This window comes from Butyrivibrio sp. INlla21 (genome assembly GCF_900116875.1).
GTDB lineage: Bacteria > Bacillota > Clostridia > Lachnospirales > Lachnospiraceae > Butyrivibrio.
Window position 1 is genome coordinate 206,097 of record NZ_FPCC01000003.1, and the last position, 21,643, is coordinate 227,739.

Genomic DNA, 21,643 nt, shown 5'->3' on the forward strand with positions numbered 1-21,643 from the left:
TCACCTCTCACAGCAATCTCTTATATATATCCAACATGCTCTCCATCTGATATTTAAGAAGCCACGCAGCGTTGTTATATTCCGTTGTATCTTTTATTGTTTTCAGCAAAACAGGATAATACTCTTCTGTTTCTTTTATCATTCGATAGATTCTATCACGGCTCAGCCCCCAGGACATTGTTGTGAGGTTATTGCATCTGTCCATGCACTTTATGAGCGCAGCCTTGGGATTCTTTGAAATAGCCTTATAGTAAGCACTTCTGACCTTTTGTCGATTATCATCATTAGTCTCTTCACAAGTCAATAGATTTACTAAATCTTTCGTTTCTTCATCAACCGGAAGCTCGTCTACCTTTGCGGAACAGTCCTCAACAACATCGTGAAGAAGACAAGCGGCTATAATCGCGTCATCCACAATCCCCATCGACAAAGCATGACAAGCGAGATTCAGCGGATGATAGATATACGGAATCGAAGAATGTTTTCTGTTCTGACCTTCATGCGCCTTTATAGCATAATCAACAGCTTTGAGCGTGTTGGGGAGCTTAAAATTTCTAGCAGTAGTTTTTACAAAGGTTCTCATGTGCTCCCAGTCATAGATTGCCTCTTTTGTCTTGAATGTATTGCTTTTCTCTTCGACGATTGCAGAAACAGAAACGTCGAAGAATTCCGCCAACTTGATCAGCTTATCGGTATCCGGCTTGTACTCATCTCTTTCCCAAGAAGATACGGCCTGAAAAGATATTCCCAAAGCATCCGCAACATGATCCTGCGTCATTTTTCTTTCTTCTCTAAGACGCTTGATATTTGTTCCAATACTCATCATCTTCCTCCTAGAATTGCTTCGTTGAGAGATCTCTTCTTTACAGCTTAATACTATTGCCGAATCCACTATAATTCTAGCAAGTACAGATTTATGTTTCAATAATATATTCAAGTTGAACTTGAAAAATGGACCCAAGAATATTCCCTAGGTCCATTTAGAATCCAAACGCTTATCACTTCTTATAGCAATGCCAAAACTGACTTTTTGCTTCAAGAACATACTCACCGCCATTTTCTATCTTTTCTTTGAAATAATCAAGGAGCTTATCTTCGTAGCGGGCGATGGTTTTTTCGTAATCCTTGTAGTAGTCCTTCATCTTATCCACTATTTCTTTTGCCTCGGTATAATGCCAATAATTGGGCAAAAGAACCGACTCCACCCTTGCAAAGTATTTCTCCATCATAGATATATAATCATTTCTCTTCTGTGTCTGGTTAGCTATTGTTTCATCGATAAAAGACGCATCTTCTCCGACAGCTTCGATCACTTCTTTAAAGATATTATTCCAGTTTGCAACGTTTGCTCCGTTAAAAGAGAATACGCCATCTTCAGCTATAACGCGGCTTGCGTGAGCTACTATAGCTTCGATATTCTTAATATCATTGTCAAGATAGTGAGCAACAACAAGATCATATTCTCCCGTAGAATCAATTTTCTGCCAGGTTTTCTCATCCTCAACATCAGAAAAATCAAGTTCTATGCTTACGCCTTCGGGAAGTGTATCATTGTTATCGGCAATGTATTTTTCAAAATCATCGGCCCAGCTTCCGTGGATGTCATAGCCGGAAATCTTTGTTCCCTTCGGAATATCGGTCCAGTTATTTCTCCAAAGCTTCGCATATCCGCAGCCAAGGTCGAGCACTCTGCTTGCCTCTTTAATATCAAGTGATTGAAATATCCTCACATACCAGTCAAGCTCTCCGCTAGTGTGTTTAAGCGCATCCCATTGGCGCTCATCGGCGCTTTGGTCAGCACTAACGTACTGTACGATACCTGCAACATCGTCCCAATCAAGTTCATCTCCCCGAGCCAGTGTTCTCTTTATTGCATCAGTAATTTTCTCAAGACGGTATTTCTTTTCCTCCATCTTTTGAAGTTGGATCTCCAGTGCATCTTTGATGTCGCCGGCTTCACCGCTTTTAAGATTGTCTCTTATCTCCTCAAGCGAAAAACCTATCTGCTTAAGCGCAACAATTTTTTCCAGGATCTGCAACGCAGCTTCATCATACAAACGATAGTTGCCTTCGGAATAATCGGTCGGCTTAAGCAGCCCCTTTTCATCGTAAAGACGTATCGCTTTCTGTGATACTCCCGCCTTCTTTGCCATTTCTCCTGATGTCATTTTCTTTTCCATTTTAGGAACCTCCTTTTCGTTTATAAATCCACCTTAAGGGGTTCCCTAAGGGAAGAGTCAATGGTGTTTTTTGGGTTCCTTAAATAAAAAAAGAGGCTCTGACAATACATCGCAAAGCCTCTTGATTTGTACTTCTTTTAATTTCTCATGATACCAAAATGCTTGTTTAATGCATTTAAATAATCTTCTGATATCATATCTTCAGGACACGCCAACAAAGTTGTTTCTCCTGTTTCTCTACTTGTCCCAATATGATTATCCATCTTTTTTATAATGTCCATTCCAAGTAAAATATTTCCTGTTGTATGAGGAGTCACCCTTACCGGAACATCGACAAATTCAAGATCTCCAATAACAATTTTGTCAGCCAAAACTGTGATTGCAACTCCTCTGTAATTTTTAATAAAACTCTCAGACTCTTTTCGCAATTGACTGCTTGAAATGTTATTTACACTTTCAACACCGTTTATAACCGACAAACTTTTTCTGCTACTTATAATTGCATCGTCTAAAATCTTTTGAATCTGTGCATCAGTCCAACACAGAGTCCTTAACGGAATCAATATTCCATGAGCACCTGTATCAATCTTAATACCGGATTGTCTTATACTCGGATAAAATGTAGATTCTCCATGAATTCCATAAATATCAGATTTAAAATCACATCTAAACTCTAAGCTTTTGGTAAGTGTTATTTCCAGAAAATCAGTCATATATCGCAGCGTCCTCATCTTCATAGAATTTAGGCTGATAAATGACTGTGGTCTTTCCATACTGCTTTTGTATTTTTTCTATTTCTTTGTCATCTTTCGTGTTTTCATCACAAAAATACAGTATGTCAAAACCGTCTTTATTAGCAGTTTCCGGATTTATAAATACCCAAACTCCATAAAGGTCAGACAGTTGCTCAGGTACTACATGCATTCCAACTTTAAGATCATCTATAGTTAGCTTAGAATAATCCACAGTAGCACCTCTCTTTCTTGAAAATGTAACTATATTACTCATAATTCTCCTATCAAGGACCCCACCTTGACATAAGCATATTATAGCACAATTCAATATTTTATATAAAAGTGGTCACCACCCGCGTCCCTACAGGTTCATTTCCCCATACAATAAATAATTATCGCCTGCTGAACCTTCAAAAGATCTTTCTTAATGTCGTATCCGACAAAGAACTTTGAGTCGATCACATCGCCGGACACCTCTTCTCCTCTGTAAAAAGGTGGGCAGGGATTCAGAACGGCATTCTCATTTGCTGTTTCCATAAGCTCTTTTGTAATTTGGTAATCTCTGAAATCTTCGAGTGCCTTACCTGGTAATGAATCTGTACACACAATATCTTTTCCGATGATAGCTTCTTTAATATCGCTTACATACTGCACATCAGGGATGCGATACTTCTCGGGGCAGCTCTGCGTAAACGAAAAGCCAAACGCCTTTGAAGCCTCTTTCCATGCCCTTCCGATATTGCCGTCAGCTCCAACAAATAAGTATTTATCATTAAGATAATCCGCTCTCCTCTTGGAAAGAGAATAAAGATCTGCCATCATTTCACACGGGTGATTATTGTCTGTAAGCGCGTTTATTACAGGGATGTCCAATGAATCTACCATTTTATCAAGAAGCGAAATGTCTTTGTATCTTACAACAACTGCATCCGCCCAGTTCTCAAGATAGCCGCAGACATCTTTTATATCCTCTTTCTTCTCCAAAGTCGACGGGTCAAAAAGAATCGATTGTCCGCCAAGGAGATAGATTCCCTTTTCAAAAGACACTCTGGTCCTGATACTTGATGCAGGGAAAAACATCACTATTGTTTTGCCTTTCAAAAAGTCCGCGTATTCATCAATCGAATCAGCGATCTTGAATATCTCCGCCAGTTCTTCGGTTTTAAAATCTGTAAGTCGTAAAAATGATTTCATTTTTCCTCCGCGATCCCACTAACAAATCCCCATAGCTTCCCACTTCTTCACTACTCCGCTGTACTTCTTACCTTTCTTTTGGACAAAAGACCTGATTCCGAAATTAAAGATAATGAAATGACAAAGACTCTGAATCGGGAGAAAGCTCTTTTTCCCAATTCCGTAAAAAAGCTTTCTCGCAGCCTTCTTACCCTTGGCATTAACCATTTCTTCAACGCCCGAAGCATCATTAAACGGAGCCTTTATAAGAACGCTGTCGCTGAGCCTTCCGCCTGAATACAGCACAAGATTATTCAAAACCTTCAGCGTGTCTTTATTGCCGTAATTCTCACCTGTTGCGACCGTAACGCAGTACTTCCCGTGAAGCAGCTGTTCTATAACAAAATGCCCGCGGTCTATGAAATCTTTCATGATTCCGGACACGTTGCTCGCATATGTGGGCGAGCCGAGCACAATGCCGTCAGCCTTCGCGATCTTTTTGGACAACTCTTCCGCGTCATCATCTATATGGCATTGCCCTGTTGTATAACAAGAACAGCAGCCGATGCAATGCGACATATTTATATTTCCAAGCTCAACAAACTCTACATCTACACCAAAGTCAATTAGCTCCTTCTCGATAACATGAAGCGTCTTTGCCGTGACGCCGATGTTTCTGGGACTCCCGTTGATCACCAATACTTTCATACTTTATCTCCTCTTATTCCAAGTACAGTCCACCTGTAGATAGGAATCCTTGAAATGATTGCATACAGACCGTACCCGAACACAAAGCCCGCCAATAAACTAAGCAAATAACACATAGGCGCCGGAAGGAGCCCCTTCTTAGCTATAAAAAGGGCCACCGAGGAAATTCCAAGATAGTGGAAAACATAGAGTCCCCAGCTCTTTTTACTCATCCACTCCGTAAAAGCGTTACTGAAATCTCCGAATCTCGCCATCCCGGAAAGCATGGCAAGCGAGCCGAAATACGCCGCCATCGTATATAAAATGCCCCTATTTACGGGCTTGTCCGCATAATTCATTTCATTATACATGATAAAATAGAGCACCGTAAAGGCTACAGACGCCGCAACTCCAATAAAAATCAGCACTCCCGCGCATCTCTTTAGCTTTTCCATAACCTCATCATTGGAAAAGACATAATAACCGAGCATAAAAAACGAAAAGTAAAAACCGATCCTGTAAACCGGAGGAACCGGAACGTTAAGGATCTGCGCGCATCCCCAGATAGGGATTGTAAAAAGAACTATCATCCAAACGGGTGTCTTAGCGCCTGCGCTCAAAAGTCGTCCCTTCTCAATCTTTCTTACAAGCAACAGTATCATGCTGTAAATCCACAGCAAATGTATAAACCACAAAACTCCGCTTCCCGAAGCAACCATTATAAGGAAAATAACAGGCTTTGGAACAAGGCCGTCAAGCGCAGAGAACGCATCGCCAAACGACATGCTCACGTAACCTTGAATAAATTGAAATGTAAATAAACCGATGGTTGACGGCACAAGGAGCTTTACCGTTCTGCTCTTTACAAAATCTTTTTCGCTATGTGCATCCAAATAGAATCTCGAGCTCATACCTGAAATCAGAAAAAGAACCGGCATGAACCACGGATATACGAAATACATAAACGCATCAATCGGTTGCATCTCCATCCCCGTTATATTTCCAAGCCCGCCCACTACTCCGGCGGCATTGTACATATAAACAACATGGTAAAAAACTACTATCACAACCGTTATCCATCTGATATTGTCCAAATAGTGTTTTCTCATATATCTCCCACCTTTGCGATTATTATTAAGATAATTATAATGCTGAAAAAAAGAAACGGAGCATCGCACTCCGTTTCCAAATCCCGGTTTATTTATTCAAAATCATGGGCATCATGAATATCGCTCATATCATGCATATCATGCAAGTCATGAAGGTCGTGAAGATCATCTCCTTCATATCCGATATTCTGCATGCTCACTGTTCTTCTGCGAAGTCTCGCATTCTCGGATGCATGAAGAAGATAATCCTTGATCTCGCGTCCGTGCTTGATATTCTTCATCGTGATAGTCTTATCCGTTACGTCGGAAGTGAAGCAGATAATTGTTGAAAGTCCGAAGATACGCTGAAGGAGCGATCTTGTTATCTCAACATCTGAGATCTTGTACATATAACAATCATTTTCTTTTACGGTAAAAAAGCCTTTGATTATAGTAAGATCATTGTCTCTAAGTTCATATTTGGTAAAAGTCCAAGGAAGACCAAAGAAAAGAAGTCTCTGTCTTTCCGTATAACGAATCTCACCTTTTGCATTTAACGATTCTTGGTACTGCTCTTTATTTACGATCTTGCTCATAGTCTCTCTCCTAATTTCTGTTAATTCATTTTATTCTCAAAATCCTGTAACTCATGGAATATTCTATCTACAAAAACATTCTTTTTTTGAACTCGATACAACATAAAATATCTGTGTGATAAAAAATTTATCCTTCTATATCCTAGCGCCTTTAAATGAGAATTATTGCAAAGTTTAAGACTTCCCGCTACCTTTGATAAACTAAGCTTAGTAGCCTCAAAATCATTTAGAAGATTAGAAGCCGCCTGCTCACTTTTCTTTTCATAAAGTAAATAACTGATGAATTGATTTAAATCCTCTTCAGCATCTGAGGTTATGTAGACTTTATAATCCATACTTAGTCCTCATATCCGCTATAACATCATCAGCATTTCTAATCATACCTTGCTCTGCATGTTCTCTTGCAGTTTCAAGCTTTTGAAGAAATTCTTCTTCCGAAAGTGTGACATAAGGATTAGCGGTTTTCTTTTTAATTTCAAAAGGAAAACCATTATTTGCTAATGCTTGTGCAAGAAACATTCTTATAGCAGAAGTGGTATCTGTTCCAAGCTCCCTAAAAAGCGTATCCACTTTATTCTTAAGGTCATCATCTACACGAATCTGTATCGTACTTGACATAAATCAACCTCCATTAATGCTTGTGTAATACATTATAATGCTACATCATTACATTTGCAATACAATCAAGTTTAGCCCATAGAACAACATAAATCCGTTTTACAGCACCTTCTTAAATTCGCCGTCCATAAACAGATATACACCTGTTCTCGCTTCATTAAGATAATAGAGCTTTCCGTATACATTTGTAAGTATACTTGCATCATCGGAAACGACTTGATTACTGTCTTCCTTTGTATTAACTCTGTACAGCTTGCCACTCTTTAAATAATAAAGCCAGTTATCTTCAATGTTCCACATAATACCATCCTCAAGCGGATCGGAATGTGGTGCAAGGCCTGATGCGACAAGTGTAGCTTTATCTTTTTCCAGATAATAGATCTCTGAGCCTGAAATCAGCCATATCTTCTTAAGGTCATAACTACAAACGAAATTATCGACGGTAATATCCTCGTATACCACCGATTCTACCGATTTGCTGTCATCAAAATCAAATCGATAAAGCGTACCGTCACAGGAATAAAGCACTTTTCTTGCGTTCACCCCGCTATTCATCATCACGTTCGACAATTCCGAGAAAGCATGCGGAAGCTTGGTAACTCCATGTCCATCATTGTTGATCGCAAATACGGTTCCGTCTTTTGATATAAAAAGAATGTCTGTAAGCGAAGGTACATCGCAGTATTTGGTATTGGCGATCTGTCCGTAGGGCTGATTTAAGCAATCGGTAAAAATACCGGAAAGCTTTGAATCAAATATCTTTTTTTCACCCTCTGAATTATTGAATTTATAATAATAAGTTCCGTCTTTTCCGGTTCCCAATATCTCGTTGCAATCCGTGTTGATAAAAGTATCCGTGATCTCACAATTTTCAAATATCGGATAGCATACGGCCCCGTCAAACGCATCAATACTTGATTCGTTTTGATTTATGAAAACAATCTGTTTATCATCGGAAACACATATGGGAGCAAGCACACCTATAGTTACAAGTTCTTCTTCCAGATCTTTTCCGCCAACACACAGAATAAAGTCTCCGTCTGTTTCGGAATATCTTGAGTATGCAACATATTTTCCCCCGGGTGAGATTACCGGAGAGCTGCTGACAACATCCTCTGCGATAAGCTCAGTCTTGCCGTTATTGGTATCAATAATGTAAAGCTTTCCAAGCTCAATGTCACCATGAATTCCGGCAGGAATAACATAGAACATGTTTCCGCCCTTAGGCGCGATGTCCGCACAGTGCGCATCAGGAGCAAACTCAATATCCGAAGCGTCTTGGTCAAAGAAAATGAATTGTAATCCGTTTACAAGGGCCATGCTCTTTTTGAGGTCAGTCGTCTGAGCCAAAGACATGGAATCTCCAAGGTATTCGGAATTAACAAAGCCGCTTGAACTTACAAACGCTCCCTGGACGGGAACAACCCATTCATCATTGAAATAATCATAGGGTCCCGTGTAATCTTCTGCGGCATATTCGGCGTTTTCGCTTTTATCATCCGAATCTTTGTCTGTTTCCTCGACCGTTGTATAAGTGTCGCTGTCCTCTTCTTCCGTATTGTCATTGTCAAAGGCACTGTTATATGATCCGCTGTTCATACCTTTATAAACTCTAACAGCAAATGAAACAATACCTCCGAATACAAAAAGAGCTACGAGTCCCAGCAAAAGTGCCACAACAAGCTTGTTCTCTTTTTTGCGCGGTGCCACATACGGAGGCACATTTGAATACTGAGGCATCCCACCGAACTGAGGCGGAACGTTATTCTGAGGCGGAATATTATTCTGTTGCGCATTCATGTTGTTCTGATACTGCGATTCTCCGGTATTGCTCTGATCGATCGGGCTCTGCATCACAGGTCTTTGAACGGGTCCTCCAAAATTCAAAGGCTCATTATCAATAGGCACCTCATCAAGCGTATGCTCTATCGGCACTCCGCAAGTCGGACAATATTTCTGATTCTCATTTATTTCCTGACCACAATTTTTACAATACAATCTTTTTTCCCCACTTTCTATAATTTTATAATCCTATGTATCTGCTTCTCTGTCGCCACAGGATAAATATCATTCATATGCTTTATGATTCTCTTTGCAGAATCCTTAGGATCTTCTTTGTATGCCTTGGTAACATGCTTGTAGCCCCACAGATGCTCGGGCGTACAGTAAATTGCAATGGGCCATCCATACTCTTCTCCAAGTTTATTTTTTCTTTGTCTGAAATCGCGGACGCATAGATATGTCTGCATTTGAAGGCCGGTTATTGTTCCGTCAAAGTTCTTTTCTCCGCCTTTACCGAAGCCCGCTTTGGCTTTTAGTTCATTGGAATAAATCTCGGCGTCTTCATTTTCTTCGGCAAAAAGACTCATGATCTTGCGCTGCTTAGCTGAAGCTTTTCCGTCCTCCCATAGCGCATCGAAATCATATCCGTCTCTTCTTACATTTACAAAATACGGAAGCCATTTCTTTGAAATGAAACCGGCTTTTTTATCAAAAAACTTGCCGTATGCGACCTTTCCGCTCCTTGCGATAAGCTCTCGCCACTCCCACGGATCGACTTCGGGATCTCCGCACCACCAGTACTTGGGAACGGTTCGCTCCTCAAGCGAAAATCCGGGAATGTCATTTTTAAAAAGAGGCAAAAAGCCTACTTCATTTATGTAGTCAATTGCCTCTTCATAGCTGTGCAAACACTCAGGATCGTTCCAAGATACGCCGTACATTATCCATGTTCCGTTTTCATTAGGCATAAGTCACCCTCCATGCTACTACAAGTTTATCAGGAAAATGTCCCGATGACTATTCTCCCGTATTTAATATCCCATCGCCTCAGAAACGACAGCGGTTTTTTCTTTTCCAACGAGCTTCTCAAGAAGTGTGAAAGCTACGTCTGCTGCGGTCTCTGGACAAAAGCTTGTGATGATGTTCTTATCGACAACAACTCTCTGATCGGGGATAACGTTAACTCCGAACTCAGCAAGCTCTTTCTGCTTATAGCCTCCCCTTAAGTGATAAGTTGTTGCATTTCTACCCTTGAGAACTCCGCTCTTACCGATGGGAAGAGCACCGACGCAGATAGATGCGATGATCTTGCCCTGTCTGTCAAACTCTCTGATAAGCTCAAGGAACTTCTCGTCATAAGCTTCGTCATAGAAATCCCACTCTGTAAAACCGCCGGGGATTGCGAGCGCATCGAAGTTGCTTACATCGATCTCGTCAATTGTCTTATCCATATTTATCTTGATATCAAAAGTGGAATTTACAACCTTGGTAAAACCGCAGGTAGTAACGTTTACATCGTAGCCGTGGTCGTTCCTTGCCCAGCCCATAACATCTACGAAAGGAGCAAACTCCATGTTTTCAAAACCCTTACAGCAAAAAAGTAAGATATTCATAATCGTATATTCTCCTCATTATTTCAAAAAACCGAAAGGAAGTTCTGCTCTCGCTTTGCTCGCCAGAACTAAGTAGCACAGCACGACTCAAAAGGACTGAGTCTGCTGATTACTTAAAGTGCCTCCCTTGCGGCCTCGGTTGCATGAATTATTGTCGTGTCGTAGACAGGAAGAACACTGTCTTTTTCTTTGATCAGCATTCCGATCTCGGTACAGCCGAGGATAACACCCTCAGCGCCTCTATCTTTCATGTATGAGATTATTCTCTGATATTCTTTTCTTGATGAATCAAGCACCTTGCCAAGGCAAAGCTCGTTAAAGATAACGTCGTTAACAAGCTCAATGTCAGCTTCATCTGGGATCATTACTTCAAGTCCCGCTTCAACAAGTCTGTCCTTAATAAAGTCCTGAGTCATAGTAAACTTCGTTCCGAGAAGTGCGATCTTTTTATATCCGTCGCGCTTGATCGCATTAGCGGTAGCGTCGGAAATATGAAGAATCGGGATACTTATATTCTTCTCGATCTGAGGTACAAGCTTGTGCATCGTATTAGTCGCGATAACGATGAAATCGGCGCCCGCCTTTTCCAGTCTGACCGCCGCGTCGGTAAGGATCTTGGCATTGCCGTCCCAGTTGCCTTTACTCATGTTGTCTTCAAGCTCCGCAAAATCAACGTTGTACATCATGATCTTGGAACTGTGGAATCCACCGAGCTTCGCCACGGTTTCCTTATTAAGGATCTCATAATAAGTGATCGTGCTCTCCCAGCTCATTCCACCGATAAGTCCGATAGTCTTCATAAAAAAGCCTCCTTGATGTGTGAATATATCTTGAAACTATATCACTCACCAAGGAGGAATACAATATAAATTATCTTACAATTTTGTCACTTTGATTAAATCGTCGTAGTATCTTCGCAGATCTGCTCAGGTGTCAGTCTATTCATCTTAAGAACTTCATCCGTAGAAATACCGTCATAGTACCTCTTCTCCAAGCCGAAATTAAGGACTCTGACGTTCTTTCCGCCAAGATATGATGCTATCTTCTGACCGAAGCCTCCCTCAAGGATACCGTCCTCAAGAGTTACGATCGTATCATGATTCTTGATAAGCTCATCCAAAAGAGCCGTATCAACGCCCGAAGCGTATCTGGGATTAACAAGTGTTGCCTTTGTTCCGGTCTTCTCTTCGATAAGCGAAGCTGCCTTGCGGCCGATATTAAAGAAATCTCCGAGTGCGAGGACAGCAACCTTCTCACCCTTTTCGCAAACCTGATATTTATTGAATTCGCCATAGCTCTTGGCAACCTCATATTCCGCCGCATTTACGCCGTCACAAGGAACCGCAATGATCGTGGGATGATCATTCTGCTCAAGGCTGTAATCGAGCATAGCCATGAACTCCTCGCGGTTAGTGGGTGACAGATATACGATTCCCGGAACGTTTGTAAACATGTCCATCGCTGAAATACCGATATGTGTCGCATCGCCCATTCCGAATATAGATGCAGAGAAAAGAACTATCGTAACAGCGCTGCTGTTAAGTCCGACGTCCTGAGTAACCTGATCGTACACTCTCTGAGCAAATGTCGCATTGGTTACAAATACAGGCTTACCGCCGTTCTTTGCAATACCTGAGCACATCGCAACAGCCTGTTCTTCTGCTATTCCGACATCGACATAATTCTTACCCATAAGTCCTCTTACAACCTCGGTAAGTCCCGCCACTCCCGGTATCGCTGCAGTCACGCATACAACCGAATCATCTTTTTTAATCTTTTCAAGCATATAATCCGCAAAAATATCCGAATAAGACTCTCCGCCACCGCCATATTTTTCTCCGGTCTCTCTGTTAAAAGGAATAGCATAGTGCCACTCTTCCTTATCCTTCTCGGCAGGCGGATAGCCCTTACCCTTCTGTGTATGAACATGAACGACTATCGGATGATCAATGTCTTTTACCTCGGAAAAAGCCTTGATAAGAGTCTGAATGTCATTACCCTCTTCTACATACTTATAATCAAGTCCCATCGCTCTGAAAAGATTATTTTCACAAGTGCCGGCGCTCTTTCTGAGCTGCTCCAGATTCTTGTAAAGACCGCCGTGATTCTCTGCTATAGACTGCTCGTTATCATTAACAACAATAATGAGATTGGTATCCATCTCTCCTGCATAATCGATACCCTCAAGAGCTTCACCGCCACTAAGCGATCCGTCACCGATTATTGCAACGACGTTACCTTTTTTACCCGTAACATCACGTCCCTTGGCAAGTCCTGTTGCAAGGCTTACAGAAGTTGATGTGTGGCCTATGTAGAACATGTCATGCTCTGACTCATCGGGATGAGTAAAGCCGCAAACATCTCCAAAGTGTGCGTCGTCATAGTACGCAACAGCTCTTCCCGTAAGCATCTTGTGAGGATATGTCTGATGCGCAACGTCAAACACAAACTGATCAATGGGTGACTCAAATACATAGTGAAGGGCGATCGTAAGCTCAACCGCTCCGAAGTTCGGTCCGAAGTGACCGCCTATCTTTGTTGTTCTGTTAAAAAGAGCCTCTCTTATTTCTGCAGCGAGCTCAATGAGCTCACTTTCAGAAAGCTTTTTTACATCCGAAGGTCCCTGAATATTTTTAAGTAACTTGTAATCCATAAATAATCCTTTCTAACGTGCTGTGCCCCTGATTATTTCTTACCTCTCTCAAGCATAGGTCTGGCTATCTTTATATTAAAGAAATCGATGAGCGGTCCCATAAAGAAAGCCGTGATGATCGTTCCGATTCCCGCAATTGTAGGAATCTTATCGATATGATTGCCCGCCATTATAAACAAAGCGCAGCCGAGAGATACACAAACAAGATCCGTGCAGATCCTGATGTACTTGAATCTTCCGAGCTTCCACTTATTTGCCATAACGATAGCAACCGCATCATATGTCGAGACACCGAGATCCGCCGTCATATAAAGAGCCGAACCAAAGCAGATGATCACGATTCCTATGATCAGGCAGATGATCCTAAAGATCATAGACGGATTCGGAAATACCTTTTGAAGTGCTGCGTACGTAAATTGTGTGATATATCCCAAGAGAAACAGATTGATAAAAGTTGCGATACCGATGTTATGCCTGTCCGCAACCAAGCTGAATATCAAAAGAATCGCATTTACAATCACATACAAGGTACCGAATTCGATCGGAATGATCGCATCAAGTCCGCTCATAAGAGACTGAAACGGATCGACTCCGAGCGCGGCCAGCTTAAAGATTCCGACACTTATCGCGCAGATAATGACGCCTGCAAGAGACATGGCGATACGCCTTTTTCTCTCAGACAAAAACTTAATGATATCCGTATTAGACATTTCTTTTCCTTCCCTCATAAAAAATACTGATATAAGGGCAGCTTACCTCTCCTTTATGTACAGATCCCTGTACTCTCCGGGAGCCATGCCCTTTTCGTTATGAAACACCCTGTTAAAGCTCGGAATACTCTGGAAGCCCGATAACATCGCAACCTCCGTGAGTGTCATCCCTTTGTTGGAAAGAAGCTCTATAGCTTTCTCCAGGCGGATCATGTTTAGCCACTTATTGTAATTCATTCCGGTAACTTCTTTGAACATTCTGGAAAAATAGTCTCTGCTGATACCGACCTTTTTGGCCATTGTTGTCTGAGAAAGATCGTCAGAAGTCAGATTATTCTTGATATAATCGGTAACTCCGATCATCCTCTTCATGACATCATCCGTATATCCGTTGTGAGCCCCCGGCTGAATCTCGGGAACAAACTCCTCTCTGTGCTCATCAAGTGTCATCATAAACTCCATTAAAAGCATGCAACACTTAAGCTCGCGATCGGGTCCGTCCGAAAAAAAGATCTCTTTCATCTTATATGTGATCTCTTTAAGCTTGGCTGCAAGGAGCGGATGCGAATTGATGCAGATGACATGCAGATTCCTGTAAAAATGCATGATTCTTTGAAGATCAAAGAGTGAATTGACAAAAGCATTGCTAAATTGAATAACAAGCGCTTCTTCTCTGTCCGCGTCAACTATAGAGTGCATCTCCATAGGCCAAGCCAGCACGAAATCACCCTCTACAAGAGTGTAAGTGTCCTGATTGACCTTATATACATTGGTCTTACCCGGTCCAACGAGAATGATCTCGCCGTAGGAATGCCAATGCATCTGGTAGCTGCGCTCTTTAAAGCCGGTAGACATATTAAAAGCGCTCACGTTATCAAAACCGTATGTTTCGTATTGACTGTAATCCATAATTCACCCTTTTACTTCTTATATTTCGACTTTAACACTATCAAATTTTGTCCTATTTATTTTATCAAATATCATTCAGTTATTGAATACTGCATAAACTCATACTTAAGCTTAGTGCCAACTGCAATACTTTCGGGCAAAAGAGCTCTCGCAACAAGCTTAAGATCATCGGATTCTATATCACATCTCTTAAGATTGGCATAATCTCCGTCAATGCTGTCTACTATGTAATACCAGGTTTCCATAAGTGTTCTCCTTGTCTTTTGCAAAAATATATTTCGTATAAATATACTACCATAACTTAAGGTTCGGGGTTAATGATTCATTTTCCTCTTGACAATTAATTGAACCAATGGTTTAATTACTACGATGCATCAATTGAACTGTTGGTTTAATTAAATAAATACTTTCAGGAGCGACCCTATTATGAAAAAGAAAACACTGATAGCGCTTATCACAACTACAGTAGTGCTGGTATCAGCGCTTACATCAATACTTGTCACAGGGAGGAAAACAAACGTGAATACTGATAAGAGTATACAAGGACTTAACGAAGAACTGTCCGAGATTATGTACCTGGGCTCTCTTGCCCCTAGCTCTCACAACATACAATGTTGGCTCATTGAATTGTACCCGGAAGAAGGAAAGCTTACCGTCTCTGCCGACCCCGAGCGAAAGCTGGGTGTCGTTGACCCCCACGCCAGAGAACAGTTCCTCTCACTCGGATGCTATATACGAACCCTCGAAGAGGCTTTTCTCGCTTACGGGTACAATGTTACTTACAGCTATGACGAATCAACGGATACCATGAATCTGTCATTTAAAAAGATCTCAGATAAGATCGATCCAAATACAATCGCAAGGATCAAGAAACGTCACACAGACAAAAGAGCTTTTGACATAAGTGATTCTTCCAAAAACGAATACGTTGCAAAGCTTTGCAAAAACAACGGCTGCGAATACTACTCTTTTGACACCAAAGAATTTGCTATAATAAAAAAAGCAACGACGGATGCTTATATCAAACAAGCTTACGATGAAGAAACTGCGGCAGAACTTTCAAATTGGCTTAGGCTCTCCAACAAAGAAACAAAAGATAAAAAAGACGGTCTGAGCGCTGAGCAGCTTGGCATCACAGGTATCAAGAAGGTCTTCTACTATCTTTTTACCAACCATGAAAATGCCAAGGGAAAGACATTCGCAGATCAGGGCATTGCCAATACGGAAAATCAGCTAAACGGATGCATGGGCTTTATCATCGTATCTTCCGGCGATTCCAAAAAAGAGCTTGTGGAGTGCGGTATCAAGGCAACAGACATCTGGCTTGATCTTACGGAAAACAACATATCCGTTCATCCGATGAGCTATGCGATTGAGGAAGCCGAATACAAGACACAGCTTCCTTCGGAAAATCCGCAGATGCTCCTACGCGTAGGATGTGTCAAGAAATACGGCGAAAACAACGCTGTCAGAAGGGACTTATCAGACTACATAAAGGTACATTAAACATGGGAAGACGAATAAAAGAAGAACCTATAGTACACAGAGAAAGAATCGCAGCTGCGGCCGAAAAGCTTTTTAAAGAGCAAGACACCGTCAAGGTAACGGTCAGCGACATTGCCAAAGAAGCCGGCTACAGCAAGGCGACTCTATATACCTATTTTGAAAACAAGGACGAGATAGTCAGCTATCTCGCCCTTAAAAGCATGTCATTATTAAAAAGTGAGATCATCAAAAACACCGATCCTAAAAAGACTGACAAAGAAAATTTTCTCGGTATCTGCAAGGGTCTTTTGAAATATTATAAAAAATATCCCATGTACTTTGACTTTGCACAAGACACCATCAACGTTGATTTTTCAGAAAACAAATTCTACAACACCGACCTCGATACGTATATTGTAGGTCAGGAAATCAGCGCCTATATAAAGGAACTGTTTAAACTCGGCGACGAAGCCTTTGTCACGACCTTTGCGATGTGGGGCTCACTATGCGGTGTTATCAAACTTGCCGCCAACAAGGAAGCCTTCATCCAAAAGGAAACCGGAATGAACAACAAAGAATTCCTCGATGCCGTTTTCAATATCCTGTATAAGGTCGTGTAAACCGGCCGGGCACCTCGGTCTCCCGTGGCCATTTTCTAAATTATTTTCCGTCAGGGAAGCTTGTAAATGCGCCGCTCTCAAGCGTAGGAAGTCCGTACTTCTCCTTAGCATCGCCGATAGCTTTTATCATAAACGCCATGTTGCGGGCAAGATTTCTCATTGTCTGAAGGCCTTCCTTGTCCTTAAGAACATCTTCCGCCGTATGACCGTGCACCTGATTCCAATATGTTGAAGAAGCAACAGGCATTCCGCTTATAGTAAAGTACTTATTAAGTACATCAAAGGTCGCAGTATTGCCACCTCTTCTGCAGCTTGTAACAGCCGCTCCGACTTTCATCTGTTTTGAAAAATGTGAGCTGAAAAATAATCTGTCCAAGAACGAAAGAATTGTTCCGTTTGGTGAAGCGTAGTAAACAGGGCTTCCCACGATAAGGCCGTCTGCCTCTTCAAACTTCCTTGCAACTTCATTTACAAGATCATCGTCAAACACACACTTACCTGTGTTTCCGCAAGAACCGCAGCATACGCAGCCTCTTACAGCTTTATTTCCCACATGTATAAGCTCAGTATCTATTCCTTCTTCATTCAAAACCTTTATAACCTCAGCGAGCGCAGTCGCTGTGCAGCCGTTAGCCTTGGGGCTGCCGTTTAATAAAATAACCTTAGCCATAATAAAAACCTCCTATCTTTTTAATGTTATTATTTTAAAAGGATCCGGTCAAAGCAAATCTTGTCCCGATGATAATCATTTTTTGTTAAACGTTATAATATCTGTTCACTTTGACCTTTTACCACTCACAGAATATAATTAAACAGACTCTTTTTAATAAACGGAGATATTGATAATTATGGCATTTGACGGTATTACAATTGCAAATCTCACCAAAGATTTCAGCGACCGCTTAACAGGCGGCCGTATATATAAAATTGCACAGACTGAGAGCGACGAGCTTCTTATCACTGTCAAACTCTCCTACGAGAATATTGATAAATACGGCATTAAGCAGGCCAAGATTCTGATGTCTGCAGGCGCTTCTCTTCCCCTCATCTATGAGACAGACGAGACCAAGCCTTCACCAATGACCGCGCCCAATTTCTGCATGCTCCTTCGTAAGCACATCCAGAACGGCCGCATCATCAGCATCACACAGCCGGGACTTGAAAGGATCATACGCTTTGAAATCGAGCACCTCGATGAAATGGGTGATCTTCGCCACAAGACTCTTCTCATCGAGATCATGGGTAAATACAGCAACATCATCTTTGTAGACGAGAACAACGTCATAATCGACAGCATCAAGCACATCCCCGCATCTGTAAGCTCAGTCCGCGAGGTACTTCCCGGAAGAGAATACTTTATCCCTTCCCAGGAAAAAGAAAATCCGCTTGAAACAAACGCTGATGTCTTCTCGTCATGTGTTCTATCAAAAGGAATGCCTGTTTTTAAAGCAATCTACTCTGCTTACACAGGTCTTTCTCCCATCATTTCACAGGAAATCTGCCACAGAGCGGGAGTCGACGCAGATAAATCCGCGATCAGTCTTGAAACCAAAGAAGCGATCGCACTTTATAAAGCTTTTGATGAGATTGTTCAGAATATTAAAGAAGGCTCTTTTACTCCCTGCATCGCATATGAAAACGACACTCCCAAGGAGTACGCTTCAATTCCTCTGTCCATCTACGAGGACTCAGAAGGCGCCGAGCTTGTATATCCCGAGACCATCTCTTCTCTTATCATGCAGTATTATCTTGAGAAGAACATAGTCACAAGGATCCGACAGAAGTCGGTCGACCTAAGAAAGATTGTCCAGACCGCTCTTGAGCGTAACGTTCGTAAATATGACCTTCAGCTTAAGCAGATGAAGGATGCCGAGAAGAAAGATAAATACCGCGTTTACGGAGAACTCCTAACTGTATACGGTTACAGCGCAGAGCCAGGTGCCGAGAAGATAACGGTCAATGACTATAACTCGGGAAAAGATGTGACTATAACACTGGACCCTACTCTCACACCCGCTCAGAACGCGAAAAAGTATTTTGATAAATATACCAAACTTAAAAGAACAGCGGAAGCTCTTGAAGAGCAGATGAAGGAAACAAAAGAAGCGATCGATCAGCTTGAATCCGTTGAGACAGCTCTCGAGATCGCAAAAGAAGAAGCCGACCTTGTTCAGATCAAGCAAGAGCTTCAACAGACCGGATATATCAAGGCTCATTATCAAGGCAAGAACGCGCGAAAGGAAAAGGTTGTAAGTAAACCCTTCCACTATCTTTCAAGCGACGGTTTTGATATCTATGTAGGAAAAAACAATCTGCAAAACGATGAGCTTACCTTCAAGACCGCAAACGGCGGCGACTGGTGGTTCCACGCCAAGAAGATTCCCGGCTCCCACGTCGTACTTCTTACAGGCGGTAAAGAAGTTCCGGACAGAGCTTTCGAAGAAGCCGCAGCTCTTGCCGCTTACTATTCAAAGGGTAAGAATCAGGAGAAAGTCGAGATCGATTATCTAAAAAGAAAAGATGTCAAAAAGCCTAACGGCGCCAAGCCCGGCTTTGTAGTTTACTACACCAACTACTCTCTTGCCATCGCACCCGATATATCAAGCTTAAAGCTTATAAGTGAGTAAAAAAAAGAGGGACCGAAATCTAATTTTCGGTCCCACAGTTTTTTATTCAACTACATTATAATCATTAATTGTGAATCTATTATTGTAATCATAACCATAAGAGCGCTCAAAGCTATCGCTTGCACTGTATGGATCTATAGCAACGAACATGTATGCATCTTTACCGGGATACCAATAATAAGTCCTGTTTTCCGCACCGGAGAACTCAAATTCATAATAATCCCCGTTTTGATCAGATGATTTTCCTATATATTTTACCTTCGAGCGAGAATCAGATTTACGGAATTTATACATTGAATCATCATTCCCGTCGTCATACCAATTATTACCATAATAGGACACATCTGTTCCTTCTATATTGCACAGCTCTGCGGGCTTATAACATGTCTCCCAGACTCCGCTGATCTGCTCAAGTACCCACTGCTCTTCTTCGTCAGCGCTGCTAAATTCAGGAACTGAAACCGATGTGGAAGCCTCGTCAACTGTAGCTGTAGTGCCTGCAGAAGAAGTGCTTTCAGTACTGTTCAAGGTATCGGCTTCTTCCGTGCTTACCGCCTCAGTTGCAGTATCAGCATCACTTGTCTTTTCCGCAGAAGCTTCCGTCACTGCCTCTATCGATACTTCAGAGCTTGCCTGTGTATCAGCGCTCAGCTCTGTTTCCCCGCATCCTGCAAGCATCAAGCTTGTCACTACTGTAGTTGCAATTAATAACTTTAAATTTTTTCTCTTCATTTCTCTTTCCTCTTTTTTTCTACTACTATATACAAGCATAATCCCGTTAAATATCATTTACAGAAATCTCGTAAATTGATTTCACATTGCAATTTATCGGAACTAATGCATAGTACTGCTGATTATTATCTAAATCATCCCTTTCAACGATTCTGATTCGGGGTAGTGGTTGGATTGACTTTAGTTGCTTTTACTGCTACTTCCGCAGCTTCTCCAACTTTGGCTGCATTTGTTGCCACCTCTGCGGCTTCTCCTGCCTTTGAAACCTTGGATGCTATTTCTGCAATCTCAGCTGTCTCGGCTGCAACCTCTCCTGCCTTGGCGGCTTCTCCTCCTTTAGATGCTGCGCCCCCTTCTCCTCCAATAACCATGGTTCCTATCGTTGTAAGAAGATAACCGGCTGATTCGTAGCCCTATTTTGCATGATATTATAAACACCACCAAATTCCTATTCATAGGGCATCTTGGTGGTGTCGTATAAATCTTTTATTTTACTCTACCTTCTTATCATCCGAGGGAAATAATCTTTTTTTATAATCAAAATTCAATGCTGCTATTTCATCAAACGGAACCACTTTCTTATCAGCTTTATCAATGACGCACTCTTTTGCCCATAAGAACGGATATATCAATAATCCTTGGTCAAAGCTTACTTCTTTAACGTCTATTTCCCATCCCGTCCATCTCATAGTTTCATAGAATTTATCTATTTTATAGTTTAAAGAGATATTCTAAGAATTCTGTAAATGAATCACCCAAATATTCCATCTCATCATTTGACATGCCTATAAACGGAACCGAAAAAAATCTGCCAGTCCTATCAATTCCGTATGCCGTATCACCACCATCTGAGCCAATCAAAATACTATCATTTAAAAACTCATTAACTTCATAATCATCATTTAATTCTTCTATATCTTCCTTATCCCACAACATAAGATATGAATTCTCGCCAATCATCCCTTCACCGCTATAACACGAATTGACATATGGAACAAATGCATTATACTTCTGGCTTTCAAATTTAGCCTCTGATTCTGATTTATTGTATTCTTTTAACAATTCTTGCTCATTCATATTCTTCAATTTCCTCCTCGTATTATATAGTCATACCCATTCTTTACCTGTTCTTAGGTGTAGGGTATGCTTTTAAAGATGCTGTGGATTGGTTTTTTTCTCCTACCGCATAGACGGTTTCTGAAAGGCTCCAACCGCAACCTCTTTGTCTCAATGTTAATCAGTTAGATACCGCATGACGGTTTATGTAGAACGAGGTTACATCCGGCAGAGAGCCCTGTGGATCTTACAGCAGCATCAAATACGTTGAAGGAGGATCATGTGTATGATCTATGTTGGTATCGATGTAGCAAAGGATAAGCATGATTGCTGTATCATGGGATCTGAAGCCGAGAAACTGTTTCCCGTATTTACGATCC

The 21,643-nt window shown here is 41.5% G+C and carries 26 protein-coding genes; 3 read left to right on the forward strand and 23 right to left on the reverse strand.

Features of this window, described 5'->3' with window-relative positions:
• Positions 1 to 7 precede the first annotated feature (7 nt).
• The 18 genes from BM377_RS02485 to BM377_RS02570 all read right to left on the reverse strand — a co-directional run bounded on the left by BM377_RS02485 (position 8) and on the right by BM377_RS02570 (position 14,988).
• Positions 8 to 823 carry a helix-turn-helix domain-containing protein gene (locus BM377_RS02485; RefSeq protein ID WP_177223773.1) on the reverse strand — a complete coding sequence of 272 codons (816 nt, stop codon included), beginning with the start codon at positions 821 to 823 and terminating at the stop codon, positions 8 to 10.
• 175 nt (positions 824 to 998) lie between these two features.
• Positions 999 to 2,180 (reverse strand): MerR family transcriptional regulator, encoded by a 1,182-nt coding sequence (locus tag BM377_RS02490; RefSeq protein WP_092243185.1) that lies wholly within the window; start codon positions 2,178 to 2,180, stop codon positions 999 to 1,001.
• Positions 2,181 to 2,317: 137 nt separating this feature from the next.
• Positions 2,318 to 2,893, reverse strand: a complete 576-nt coding sequence (locus BM377_RS02495; protein ID WP_092243188.1) for a pepsin/retropepsin-like aspartic protease family protein — start codon at positions 2,891 to 2,893, stop codon at positions 2,318 to 2,320.
• Positions 2,886 to 3,188: a hypothetical protein gene (locus BM377_RS02500; protein ID WP_092243192.1), complete on the reverse strand. Its 303-nt coding sequence runs from the start codon at positions 3,186 to 3,188 to the stop codon at positions 2,886 to 2,888. Before BM377_RS02500 ends, BM377_RS02495 begins: the two co-directional genes overlap by 8 nt.
• Positions 3,189 to 3,283: 95 nt before the next feature.
• A complete protein-coding gene (locus BM377_RS02505) occupies positions 3,284 to 4,108 on the reverse strand; it encodes an ornithine carbamoyltransferase (RefSeq protein ID WP_092243194.1) in 825 nt (274 codons plus the stop codon).
• A gap of 18 nt (positions 4,109 to 4,126) precedes the next feature.
• Positions 4,127 to 4,795 carry a flavodoxin family protein gene (locus tag BM377_RS02510; RefSeq protein ID WP_092243198.1) on the reverse strand — a complete coding sequence of 223 codons (669 nt, stop codon included), beginning with the start codon at positions 4,793 to 4,795 and terminating at the stop codon, positions 4,127 to 4,129.
• Positions 4,792 to 5,883, reverse strand: a complete 1,092-nt coding sequence (locus BM377_RS02515) for an acyltransferase family protein (protein WP_092243201.1) — start codon at positions 5,881 to 5,883, stop codon at positions 4,792 to 4,794. The genes BM377_RS02510 and BM377_RS02515 overlap by 4 nt, the downstream gene beginning before the upstream one ends.
• Before the next feature lie 92 nt (positions 5,884 to 5,975).
• A complete protein-coding gene (locus BM377_RS02520; protein WP_092243204.1) occupies positions 5,976 to 6,458 on the reverse strand; it encodes a PH domain-containing protein in 483 nt (160 codons plus the stop codon).
• Between the two features lie 20 nt (positions 6,459 to 6,478).
• Positions 6,479 to 6,793, reverse strand: coding sequence for a type II toxin-antitoxin system RelE/ParE family toxin (locus BM377_RS02525; RefSeq protein ID WP_092243207.1), 315 nt, complete (start codon positions 6,791 to 6,793; stop codon positions 6,479 to 6,481).
• A complete protein-coding gene (locus BM377_RS02530; protein WP_092243210.1) occupies positions 6,783 to 7,076 on the reverse strand; it encodes a type II toxin-antitoxin system RelB/DinJ family antitoxin in 294 nt (97 codons plus the stop codon). Before BM377_RS02530 ends, BM377_RS02525 begins: the two co-directional genes overlap by 11 nt.
• Before the next feature lie 99 nt (positions 7,077 to 7,175).
• Positions 7,176 to 9,074: a zinc ribbon domain-containing protein gene (locus BM377_RS02535; RefSeq protein ID WP_092243213.1), complete on the reverse strand. Its 1,899-nt coding sequence runs from the start codon at positions 9,072 to 9,074 to the stop codon at positions 7,176 to 7,178.
• 17 nt (positions 9,075 to 9,091) lie between these two features.
• Positions 9,092 to 9,826 carry an AlkZ-related protein gene (locus BM377_RS02540; RefSeq protein ID WP_092243216.1) on the reverse strand — a complete coding sequence of 245 codons (735 nt, stop codon included), beginning with the start codon at positions 9,824 to 9,826 and terminating at the stop codon, positions 9,092 to 9,094.
• 63 nt (positions 9,827 to 9,889) lie between these two features.
• Positions 9,890 to 10,471, reverse strand: a complete 582-nt coding sequence (locus tag BM377_RS02545; RefSeq protein ID WP_092243220.1) for a DJ-1/PfpI family protein — start codon at positions 10,469 to 10,471, stop codon at positions 9,890 to 9,892.
• Between the two features lie 113 nt (positions 10,472 to 10,584).
• Positions 10,585 to 11,271 carry an aspartate/glutamate racemase family protein gene (locus BM377_RS02550; RefSeq protein WP_092243223.1) on the reverse strand — a complete coding sequence of 229 codons (687 nt, stop codon included), beginning with the start codon at positions 11,269 to 11,271 and terminating at the stop codon, positions 10,585 to 10,587.
• A gap of 95 nt (positions 11,272 to 11,366) precedes the next feature.
• Entirely contained in the window at positions 11,367 to 13,124 is a 1,758-nt protein-coding gene (locus tag BM377_RS02555; RefSeq protein WP_092243226.1) for a 1-deoxy-D-xylulose-5-phosphate synthase, read from the reverse strand.
• Between the two features lie 32 nt (positions 13,125 to 13,156).
• Positions 13,157 to 13,834 (reverse strand): YczE/YyaS/YitT family protein, encoded by a 678-nt coding sequence (locus BM377_RS02560; RefSeq protein WP_092243279.1) that lies wholly within the window; start codon positions 13,832 to 13,834, stop codon positions 13,157 to 13,159.
• Between the two features lie 42 nt (positions 13,835 to 13,876).
• Positions 13,877 to 14,743: an AraC family transcriptional regulator gene (locus BM377_RS02565; protein ID WP_092243229.1), complete on the reverse strand. Its 867-nt coding sequence runs from the start codon at positions 14,741 to 14,743 to the stop codon at positions 13,877 to 13,879.
• Positions 14,744 to 14,814: 71 nt separating this feature from the next.
• Positions 14,815 to 14,988: a chorismate--pyruvate lyase gene (locus BM377_RS02570; protein ID WP_092243232.1), complete on the reverse strand. Its 174-nt coding sequence runs from the start codon at positions 14,986 to 14,988 to the stop codon at positions 14,815 to 14,817.
• 181 nt (positions 14,989 to 15,169) lie between these two features.
• Between BM377_RS02570 and BM377_RS02575 the strand changes: the two genes are divergently transcribed.
• Positions 15,170 to 16,249, forward strand: coding sequence for a hypothetical protein (locus BM377_RS02575; RefSeq protein ID WP_092243235.1), 1,080 nt, complete (start codon positions 15,170 to 15,172; stop codon positions 16,247 to 16,249).
• A 2-nt stretch (positions 16,250 to 16,251) separates the two neighbouring features.
• Entirely contained in the window at positions 16,252 to 16,848 is a 597-nt protein-coding gene (locus BM377_RS02580) for a TetR/AcrR family transcriptional regulator (RefSeq protein ID WP_158588929.1), read from the forward strand.
• Positions 16,849 to 16,888: 40 nt separating this feature from the next.
• Here BM377_RS02580 and BM377_RS02585 read toward each other — a convergent pair whose 3' ends face one another.
• On the reverse strand, positions 16,889 to 17,518 hold the full coding sequence (locus BM377_RS02585) for a flavodoxin family protein (protein WP_092243238.1): 630 nt from the start codon (positions 17,516 to 17,518) through the stop codon (positions 16,889 to 16,891).
• Positions 17,519 to 17,696: 178 nt separating this feature from the next.
• Here BM377_RS02585 and BM377_RS02590 point away from each other — a divergent pair, with 178 nt between their 5' ends.
• The gene (locus tag BM377_RS02590; protein ID WP_092243239.1) at positions 17,697 to 19,475 is read left to right on the forward strand and encodes an Rqc2 family fibronectin-binding protein; all 1,779 of its coding nucleotides are present in this window, start codon (positions 17,697 to 17,699) and stop codon (positions 19,473 to 19,475) included.
• A gap of 42 nt (positions 19,476 to 19,517) precedes the next feature.
• On the opposite strand, the gene BM377_RS02595 is transcribed toward BM377_RS02590, so the two are convergent.
• From BM377_RS02595 to BM377_RS02610, 4 genes are all read right to left on the reverse strand, one after another.
• Positions 19,518 to 20,207 carry a hypothetical protein gene (locus tag BM377_RS02595; protein ID WP_092243241.1) on the reverse strand — a complete coding sequence of 230 codons (690 nt, stop codon included), beginning with the start codon at positions 20,205 to 20,207 and terminating at the stop codon, positions 19,518 to 19,520.
• Positions 20,208 to 20,350: 143 nt separating this feature from the next.
• Positions 20,351 to 20,578 (reverse strand): hypothetical protein, encoded by a 228-nt coding sequence (locus tag BM377_RS02600; RefSeq protein ID WP_092243243.1) that lies wholly within the window; start codon positions 20,576 to 20,578, stop codon positions 20,351 to 20,353.
• A gap of 120 nt (positions 20,579 to 20,698) precedes the next feature.
• Positions 20,699 to 20,896, reverse strand: a complete 198-nt coding sequence (locus BM377_RS02605; protein WP_177223774.1) for a DUF2625 family protein — start codon at positions 20,894 to 20,896, stop codon at positions 20,699 to 20,701.
• A gap of 22 nt (positions 20,897 to 20,918) precedes the next feature.
• On the reverse strand, positions 20,919 to 21,284 hold the full coding sequence (locus BM377_RS02610) for an SMI1/KNR4 family protein (RefSeq protein WP_092243248.1): 366 nt from the start codon (positions 21,282 to 21,284) through the stop codon (positions 20,919 to 20,921).
• Positions 21,285 to 21,643: the final 359 nt, after the last annotated feature.

Bases quoted from the DNA above. Each gene is read 5' to 3' on its own strand.
- BM377_RS02485 (WP_177223773.1), bottom strand. From the start codon at position 823: ATGAGTATTGGAACAAATATCAAGCGTCTTAGAGAAGAAAGAAAAATG.
- BM377_RS02490 (WP_092243185.1), bottom strand. From the start codon at position 2,180: ATGGAAAAGAAAATGACATCAGGAGAAATGGCAAAGAAGGCGGGAGTA.
- BM377_RS02495 (WP_092243188.1), bottom strand. From the start codon at position 2,893: ATGACTGATTTTCTGGAAATAACACTTACCAAAAGCTTAGAGTTTAGA.
- BM377_RS02500 (WP_092243192.1), bottom strand. From the start codon at position 3,188: ATGAGTAATATAGTTACATTTTCAAGAAAGAGAGGTGCTACTGTGGAT.
- BM377_RS02505 (WP_092243194.1), bottom strand. From the start codon at position 4,108: ATGAAATCATTTTTACGACTTACAGATTTTAAAACCGAAGAACTGGCG.
- BM377_RS02510 (WP_092243198.1), bottom strand. From the start codon at position 4,795: ATGAAAGTATTGGTGATCAACGGGAGTCCCAGAAACATCGGCGTCACG.
- BM377_RS02515 (WP_092243201.1), bottom strand. From the start codon at position 5,883: ATGAGAAAACACTATTTGGACAATATCAGATGGATAACGGTTGTGATA.
- BM377_RS02520 (WP_092243204.1), bottom strand. From the start codon at position 6,458: ATGAGCAAGATCGTAAATAAAGAGCAGTACCAAGAATCGTTAAATGCA.
- BM377_RS02525 (WP_092243207.1), bottom strand. From the start codon at position 6,793: ATGGATTATAAAGTCTACATAACCTCAGATGCTGAAGAGGATTTAAAT.
- BM377_RS02530 (WP_092243210.1), bottom strand. From the start codon at position 7,076: ATGTCAAGTACGATACAGATTCGTGTAGATGATGACCTTAAGAATAAA.
- BM377_RS02540 (WP_092243216.1), bottom strand. From the start codon at position 9,826: ATGCCTAATGAAAACGGAACATGGATAATGTACGGCGTATCTTGGAAC.
- BM377_RS02545 (WP_092243220.1), bottom strand. From the start codon at position 10,471: ATGAATATCTTACTTTTTTGCTGTAAGGGTTTTGAAAACATGGAGTTT.
- BM377_RS02550 (WP_092243223.1), bottom strand. From the start codon at position 11,271: ATGAAGACTATCGGACTTATCGGTGGAATGAGCTGGGAGAGCACGATC.
- BM377_RS02555 (WP_092243226.1), bottom strand. From the start codon at position 13,124: ATGGATTACAAGTTACTTAAAAATATTCAGGGACCTTCGGATGTAAAA.
- BM377_RS02560 (WP_092243279.1), bottom strand. From the start codon at position 13,834: ATGTCTAATACGGATATCATTAAGTTTTTGTCTGAGAGAAAAAGGCGT.
- BM377_RS02565 (WP_092243229.1), bottom strand. From the start codon at position 14,743: ATGGATTACAGTCAATACGAAACATACGGTTTTGATAACGTGAGCGCT.
- BM377_RS02570 (WP_092243232.1), bottom strand. From the start codon at position 14,988: ATGGAAACCTGGTATTACATAGTAGACAGCATTGACGGAGATTATGCC.
- BM377_RS02575 (WP_092243235.1), top strand. From the start codon at position 15,170: ATGAAAAAGAAAACACTGATAGCGCTTATCACAACTACAGTAGTGCTG.
- BM377_RS02580 (WP_158588929.1), top strand. From the start codon at position 16,252: ATGGGAAGACGAATAAAAGAAGAACCTATAGTACACAGAGAAAGAATC.
- BM377_RS02585 (WP_092243238.1), bottom strand. From the start codon at position 17,518: ATGGCTAAGGTTATTTTATTAAACGGCAGCCCCAAGGCTAACGGCTGC.
- BM377_RS02590 (WP_092243239.1), top strand. From the start codon at position 17,697: ATGGCATTTGACGGTATTACAATTGCAAATCTCACCAAAGATTTCAGC.
- BM377_RS02595 (WP_092243241.1), bottom strand. From the start codon at position 20,207: ATGAAGAGAAAAAATTTAAAGTTATTAATTGCAACTACAGTAGTGACA.
- BM377_RS02600 (WP_092243243.1), bottom strand. From the start codon at position 20,578: ATGGTTATTGGAGGAGAAGGGGGCGCAGCATCTAAAGGAGGAGAAGCC.
- BM377_RS02605 (WP_177223774.1), bottom strand. From the start codon at position 20,896: ATGAGATGGACGGGATGGGAAATAGACGTTAAAGAAGTAAGCTTTGAC.
- BM377_RS02610 (WP_092243248.1), bottom strand. From the start codon at position 21,284: ATGAATGAGCAAGAATTGTTAAAAGAATACAATAAATCAGAATCAGAG.